The following is a 7,351-nucleotide window of genomic DNA, read 5'->3' on the forward strand; positions in this document are numbered from 1 at the left end:
TGCAGGACAACCCGATTGGTCCCGGCGACCGGGTGCTGGCCGGATTGTCGGTGGCCTTCGACGCGTCCTGCGAAGAGATGTGGCTGGCCTGGCGGCACGGCGCCTGCCTGGTTCCCGCGCCGCGGTCGCTGGTGCGCAGCGGGATGGACCTGGGTCCGTGGCTGGTCACCCGGGACGTCACCGTGGTGTCGACGGTGCCGGCGCTGGCGTCGCTGTGGCCGGCCGAGGCCTTGGAAGCGGTGCGGCTGTTGATCTTCGGCGGCGAGGCCTGCCCGCCGGAACTTGCCGAGCGACTCGCGGTCGAGGGCCGGGAGGTGTGGAACACCTACGGCCCGACCGAGGCCACGGTGGTGGCGTGCGCGGCCCGGCTGGACGGCACCGGACCGATCAGCATCGGGCTGCCGTTGCCGGGCTGGAACCTCGCCGTCATCGACTCGGACGGCTGGCCGGTCAGCTACGGCGAGGTGGGCGAGCTGGTGATCGGCGGCGTCGGGCTGGCCCGCTATCTGGACAAGGAGAAGGACGCCGAGAAGTACGCCGAGATGGAGACGCTGGACTGGAAGCGCGCCTACCGCAGCGGTGATCTGGTGCGGCTGGAACCCGACGGGCTGTACTTCTGCGGCCGCAGCGATGACCAGGTCAAGGTCGGGGGCCGCCGCATCGAGCTGGGCGAGGTCGACTCCGCGCTGGTCAACCTGCCGGGCGTCAGCGGCGCCGCGGCCGCGGTCCGGCAGACCGCCACCGGCACGTCGGTGCTGGTCGGCTATCTGGTCAGCGCGGATCCGTCGTTCGACATCAGCGCGGCCCGCAAAGAGCTTGCCGCGCACCTGCCCGCCGCGCTGGTGCCGCGCCTGGTCCAAATCGAGGAGCTGCCGACTCGCACGTCGGGCAAGGTCGACCGGGACGCGCTGCCGTGGCCACCACCCGGCGGCGCGGATCCGGAGAGCGCCAACCTGGGTGGCACGGCCGGCCGGCTGGCGGGACTGTGGCAGGATCTGCTAGGCACGGCGATTTCCGGTCCGGAAGCCGACTTCTTCGCCCTCGGCGGTGGGTCGCTGGCCGCCGCGCAGCTCGTCGTCTCCCTGCGCGACCAGTACCCGCAGATCACCGTCGCCGACCTGTATGACCATCCGCGGCTCGGCTCACTCGCCGCATTCCTCGACGAGCAGGAGCCCCCGCCGCAGGTCACCGAGCGGGTGGTGCGACCGACCCCCCGGCTGACCCAGCTGATCCAGACCGCTGCCGCGGTGCCGCTGGCCACGCTGGCGGCACTGCAGTGGGTGACGTGGCTGGCGCTGGGCAACAACGTCGCCCACGCATTGCAGCTGGTGCCGTGGACCGTGGCGGTGAACTGGTGGCTGGTCGCGGTGGCGCTCCTCCTGTTCGTCACGCCGGCGGGCCGGATGGGCCTGGCCGTGCTGTTTGCCCGCGTCTTGCTGTGGAAGGTGCAGCCGGGCACCTATCCCCGCGGCGGGTCGGTGCACCTGCGGGTATGGTTCGCCGAGCGGCTCGCCGAGGCCAGCGGCGCCGAGAACCTGGCCGGCGCGCCTTGGCTGGTGTACTACGCCCGCGCGCTGGGCGCCGATGTCGGGAAAGGCGTCGACTTGCACTCGATGCCGCCGGTCACGGGGTTGCTGACGCTCGGACACCGCAGCGCCGTCGAGCCCGAGGTGGACCTGAGCGGGCACTGGGTCGACGGAGACGTATTCCACCTCGGCAGGATCACGATCGGCGACGACGCGACGATCGCCTCCCGGACCACGCTGCTGCCCGGCGCGGTGGTCGGCAAGAACGCCGACGTGGCACCGGGCTCGGGCGTCGTCGACAAGATCAAGAACGGCCAGTACTGGAAGGGCTCACCGGCAGTGAAATCCGGCCGGGTCAAGCATCCGTGGCCGGACGAGCGGCCGGCCCGGAGAAGCTATTGGGTCGCCGTGTATGGGCTGACGTCGCCTGTGCTCGGCGCACTGCCGCTGATCGCGCTGGCCGCCGGCCTTGCGGTGATCGTGGCGGCCGTCCACCACACCCGCCGCCTGTCGGAGGCGATCGGACCGGCGCTGCTGTGGACGCCGGTGGCGACTCTGGCCGCGCTCGCGATGTATGCGTTGCTGACGTTGGTCGGGGTGCGGATGCTGTCGATCGGGCTGCGCGAGGGCTACCACCCGGTACGCAGCAGCGCCGGCTGGCAGCTGTGGGCGACCGAGCGGCTGATGGACGGCGCGCGCAACTATCTATTTCCGCTGTATGCCAGCCTGCTGACCCCGGCGTGGCTGCGGTTGCTGGGCGCCAAAGTGGGCAGCGGCACCGAGATCTCCACCGTGTTGCTGATCCCCAAGTTCACCGTGATCGAGGACGGCGCGTTCTTGGCCGACGACACCATGGTTGCGTCCTACGAGCTGGGCGGCGGCTGGATCTACGCGGCCAGGACGACCGTCGGCAGGCGCGCGTTCCTCGGCAACTCCGGCATCACCCAACCAGGCCGCCGCGTGCCCGACAACGGGCTGGTCGCGGTGCTCTCGGCGACACCCCCCAAGGCCAAGCGCGGCTCGTCCTGGCTGGGCAGCCCGCCGATGCGGCTGCGCCGGCGCCCCGCCGAGGCCGACGAGGAAACCACCTATGACCCGCCGCCGCGGTTGAAGGCGATGCGTGCGGCGGTAGAGACGTGCCGGCTGCTGCCCACGTTCGTCGCGGTCGCGATCGGGCTGGCCGTGCTGGGCACACTGCAGGCGACGGCAAGGATTTTCGGCATCTGGTGGACGGTGCTGTGCGGTGGGCTGGTGCTGCTGGCCGCGGGTGCGATCGCCGGGGTAATCACGGTAGCCGCGAAATGGCTGGTGGTGGGCCGGATCAGAGCAAGCGAGTTTCCGTTGTGGTCGTCGTTCGTGTGGCGCAACGAGGTCGCCGACACGTTCGTCGAGACCGTCGCGGCGCCGTGGTTTGCCCGCGCGGCCAGTGGGACGCCGGTGCTGAACCTGTGGCTGCGCGGGCTGGGCGCGCACGTAGGCCGGGGGGCCTGGTGCGAAACGTATTGGCTGCCTGAGGCAGATCTCGTCACGCTCGGTGACGGCTCCACCGTCAACCGCGGCTGCGTGGTGCAGACCCACTTGTTCCACGACCGGATCATGCGGATGGACAGCGTGGTGCTGGAACCGGGCGCGACCCTGGGCCCGCATTGCGTCGCGCTGCCCGCGGCGCGAGTGGGCGCGGGTGCGACGGTCGGTCCCGCGTCGCTGGTGGTGCGCGGCGACGAGGTGCCGCCGTCGACCCGCTGGCAGGGCAATCCGATTCGGCCCTGGAACCCCGGCCGCAAGAAGTCGCGCGGTCGGGCGCCGCGCGAAGGCGTCCAGGACACCGCAGCGTGAAAGCCTCCGGCAAGACGGTGCTCGACGAGTACCTCCCGAAAAACGGCAATCCCGGCTACCAGGTGTCGCGCTACGAGTTGGACCTGGAGTACAAGGTCGCCATCAACCGGCTGTCGGGGTCGGCGACGATCACCGCGGTGACACTTACCGAGCTGCATCAGCTCACCCTCGACCTGTCCGACGCCCTGTCGGTGTCGAAGGTCTGGGTGAACGGCAAGCGCGCCGACCAATTCTCTTGTCGCGGCGGCAAGTTGCGCATCAGGCTGGCATCGACGGTTCCGACGGGGACGGCGTTGTCGGTCGTCGTGCACTACCACGGTTCACCCCGGCCGCTCCGGTCGCTGTGGGGCGACGTCGGTTTCGAGGAGCTGACCGACGGTGTGCTGGTCGCCGGCCAGCCCAACGGCGCCGCGTCGTGGTTCCCCTGCAACGACCACCCCAGCGCAAAGGCGGCCTTCCGCATCCAGGTCAGCGCCGAGAGCCGGTACCGGGTGGTCGCCAACGGCAAGCTGGTCTCGCGGCGGGCCCGGGCTTCGCAGACCGTGTGGACCTACGAACAACCCGAACCGACATCGACCTATCTGGTCACCCTGCAGATCGGCACTTACGACACGGCTCGGCTGGCGACAGCGCCGGTACCGATCAGGGCGGCGCTGCCCAGTCGGCTGCGCCGCAACTTCGACCACGACTTCGCCCGCCAGCCCGAGATGATGACGCTGTTCACCGAGTTGTTCGGGCCGTATCCGCTGGCCAACGGTTACACCGTGGTGGTCACCGACGACCCGCTGGAGATCCCGCTTGAAGCCCAAGGCATTTCGATCTTCGGCGCCAACCACTGCGATGGCAAGCGGTCCAGCGAGCGACTCGTCGCACACGAATTGGCCCACCAGTGGTTCGGCAACTCGGTGACCGCGCGGCGGTGGCGCGACATCTGGTTGCACGAAGGATTCGCGTGCTACGCAGAGTGGCTGTGGTCGGAAAACAGCGGCGGCCCCAGCGCCGACGAACTCGCCCACCGACACCATGCGGAACTGCGGCACAAGCCGGACGACCTGCTGCTGGCCGATCCCGGGCCACGCGACATGTTCGACGATCGCGTGTACAAGCGCGGCGCGCTGACCCTGCACGCGCTGCGCGGACGGCTGGGCGACGCGAAATTCTTTGCGTTGCTGAAGGATTGGACCACTCGGCATCGTCACGGCACCGTCGTCACCGACGACTTCACCGGCCTGGCCGCCAACTACGCCGACGAATCGCTGCGGCCGCTGTGGGAAGCGTGGCTGTACTCGACGCCGGTGCCGAACTCTATAAATTAGCCAGATCGTCGGGAACGTCGACTTTGTGTTGCTGCAATGCCTCAAGGGGCACCACCTCGAGGGTGCGTTCGTGCGTGGACGCCAACACCACCGGGGCGGCGCAACCGTCGTGGTGAGCCCGCAGCCAGTTCAGGGCGGTGACGCACCAACGGTCACCCGGCAATAGCCCCGGAAAACGGTACTCGGGCACCGGCGTCAACAGGTCATTGCCGATGGAACGCTGATGCTCGAGGAACTCCGCGGTCACCACGACGCAGATCGTGTGCCTGCCGATGTCTTCGGGGCCACTCGAGCAGCAGCCGTCGCGATAGAAGCCGGTGAGTGGGTCGGACCCGCACGGTTCCAGCGGGCCGCCGAGCACGTTGAGATCAGACACACGTTTAGTATCGCGCCGTTGGCGCGAAGTTTGTAGGAACTTCGTGGTTTCGAGGAACTTTGCTATCTGCGCCCACATGGATCTATCACGTGCCCATGCAGCCGGTTCAGGTATTCGCCAGTCCGTAGCGCGGCAGCGGGATGGAGAGCATCTCAGCGGCCGCGACCTGGTCGACCTCCAGGTACGCGCAGGCGATGTCTGCCAGGGTCTGGCCGACCCGCGTCAGTTCCAGTTGGGCCGCCTGGTTGAGTGCCAGCAACTGGGCCGCCTCCTCGGCGAACGCCAGAGCGGCCTGCGCCGAGACCTCCTCACCCCCGGCGGGCATCAACGCGGTCAGCGGCGCGGCCGCCGTACCGGCCTGCAGGCCGAGGTTCGCGTTGTCGACAAGTTGGGTAGCGATGTCGCCCACGACGGGGTCGAAAGACATGGTCTGCATTTCGTGCATCTCCTGATGTGCATGCGGGCGAAATCCCCACGGTGACAGGCGCCGTGCGGGCCCGCATCTTCGAGGGGTCAGGCAGTGGGCTTCATCTGTTACTGAGGTGGATAGTAGCAGTAGGTTATAGTTTGCATCTCAACATGTGACCGGCAACTCGCGGAAACGGGCCTCTGTTGGACACACCTGCAATACGAGCCATGGCCCTGGGTGGTTCAACCAATCCGGTGTGTGATGACCGTCACACTTGGCGGGCGGCTTCCTGCACGAGTTGGACGCGGGAGGACAGCCCTAGCTTGGTGTAGACGTGGCTGAGGTGGGCCTGCACGGTCTTGGGCGAGATGAACAGCCGCGTGGCGATGTCTTTGTTGGCCAGCCCATCACAGACCAATCGCACGACGTCACGCTCGGCGGGCGTCAGCGACGCCCAGCCGCTGGCTGGGCGTTTGCGTTCGCCCCGGCCGCGCCGTGCGTAGGCGATCGCCTCCTCGGTGGTGAGCGCCGCACCCTCGGCCCAGGCGGCGTCGAAATCCTTCTCCTGCATCGCATCACGCAGCGCCGCTACCGAGGACTCATAACCCGCTTGATGGACCTTGAACCGCACCATCCCCGTGCGCTGCCGGAAGGCCTCCGCGGCGCCGAACAGCCGCGCGGCCTGCTGACTGTCGGCATCTCTGGCAAGGTCGGCGAGGCACTCAAGAATGCCGGCAAGCGGTTGATAGGCCCCAGAGTCGGCCGCGCAGACCAGCGCATCATGGGCGTCCTGTTCCGCGCTTATTCGGCCACCTTCCGCGATCGCGATCCGGGCACGGGCCAGTAGAGCTGTCGCCCGATGCCCCCCCTTCGCCATCGAGACGGCTTCGTCGCCCAAACAGCGCGCCCGTGCGAGGTCACCTTCGGCCAGCGCCACCTCGACGGTATTGAAGGCACGTTGCGCCGCGGCCATCTCGGGCTGAGCCACGCTCAGGAATTGCCAAGCGCGCTCGCTCGCGTCGCGCGCGGCGCCGACGTCGCCCGCGGCCAGCGCCGCGAGGGCCGCCGCGGCGTTGCCCTGGCCTTGGAAGTACTCGTCCAGGCCCGACGCGCTCTGGAGCGCCGCGCCGGCAGCAGTGCGCGCCGCATCGACCTCACCCCGTTGTGCCAGTGCGACGCCCAGGCCCACGAGGGAGGCCGTTTTGAGCATCTCGTCGTGATCCGCTTCGCACTCGGCGATCAAGCTCTTGAATGCCGAAACCGCTCCGTTGAGATTGCCTTCGTACGCCTGCGCCCACGCGAGGTCGAAACGACACAACCGCGAGTTCGGCCGGTCCCCAATCGCGTCGGCGAGATGGCGTCCTTCCTCACCAGTCGCGCGCGCCGCGATCAGATCGGCCACCATCACCGCGGAGTTTGCCTGCCAGGCCAGGATCTGGCTCAGGCTCCACCGATCGTCCAAACTCCGGGCCAAGACGACTGCCTCCGAGAAGTACGTTTGGGCCGCCGCGCCGTCATATCTGGTGCCCGCAATGAAGCCGCAAGCGGTCAACGCCCGCGCCAGCGGGGCGGAGTCACCGAGTTCGCGGGCGATCGCCAGGGCTCGCTCAGCCGGCTCGATGGTGCCGCCGACCCACACGTTCAACACTGCGGCGTCGGCGAGTGCGCGGGCACGCACCGCGTCGGGCACCTGCAGAGTGTCCAAATCGCCTTCGCCGACCACGGTTTCGAACCACGCCCGGCCTTCCAATACACGTCCGCGGGCCAGCCACAGCGGTTGCAGCGACGACGCCAGCGACAACGCGCCCTCGGTATCCGATGTCTCCAGGTCCCACCCCAATGCGTTGCGCAAATTGTCCATCTCGAGTTCGGCCTGCTCGAGGCGCTG

5 protein-coding genes are annotated in these 7,351 nt (G+C 68.7%); 2 read left to right on the forward strand and 3 right to left on the reverse strand.

Annotated features, from left to right (window positions below; all coding sequences use genetic code 11):
* On the forward strand, positions 1 to 3,362 hold a 3,362-nt coding region (locus VML93_RS22320; protein WP_325614403.1), incomplete at its 5' end, for a Pls/PosA family non-ribosomal peptide synthetase.
* A complete protein-coding gene (locus VML93_RS22325; RefSeq protein ID WP_325614405.1) occupies positions 3,359 to 4,678 on the forward strand; it encodes a M1 family metallopeptidase in 1,320 nt (439 codons plus the stop codon). The genes VML93_RS22320 and VML93_RS22325, both read left to right, overlap by 4 nt.
* Here VML93_RS22325 and VML93_RS22330 read toward each other — a convergent pair.
* From VML93_RS22330 to VML93_RS22340, 3 genes are all read right to left on the reverse strand, one after another.
* Entirely contained in the window at positions 4,668 to 5,054 is a 387-nt protein-coding gene (locus VML93_RS22330; RefSeq protein ID WP_325614407.1) for a DUF2237 domain-containing protein, read from the reverse strand. The genes VML93_RS22325 and VML93_RS22330 overlap by 11 nt on opposite strands.
* A 106-nt stretch (positions 5,055 to 5,160) precedes the next feature.
* On the reverse strand, positions 5,161 to 5,490 hold the full coding sequence (locus VML93_RS22335; RefSeq protein ID WP_325614408.1) for a PE family protein: 330 nt from the start codon (positions 5,488 to 5,490) through the stop codon (positions 5,161 to 5,163).
* Between the two features lie 241 nt (positions 5,491 to 5,731).
* Positions 5,732 to 7,351 (reverse strand): LuxR C-terminal-related transcriptional regulator (locus tag VML93_RS22340; RefSeq protein ID WP_325614410.1); only part of this gene is annotated, 1,620 nt, incomplete at its 5' end.

The sequence above is a fragment of the Mycobacterium sp. genome (assembly GCF_035499775.1).
Classification (GTDB): domain Bacteria; phylum Actinomycetota; class Actinomycetes; order Mycobacteriales; family Mycobacteriaceae; genus Mycobacterium.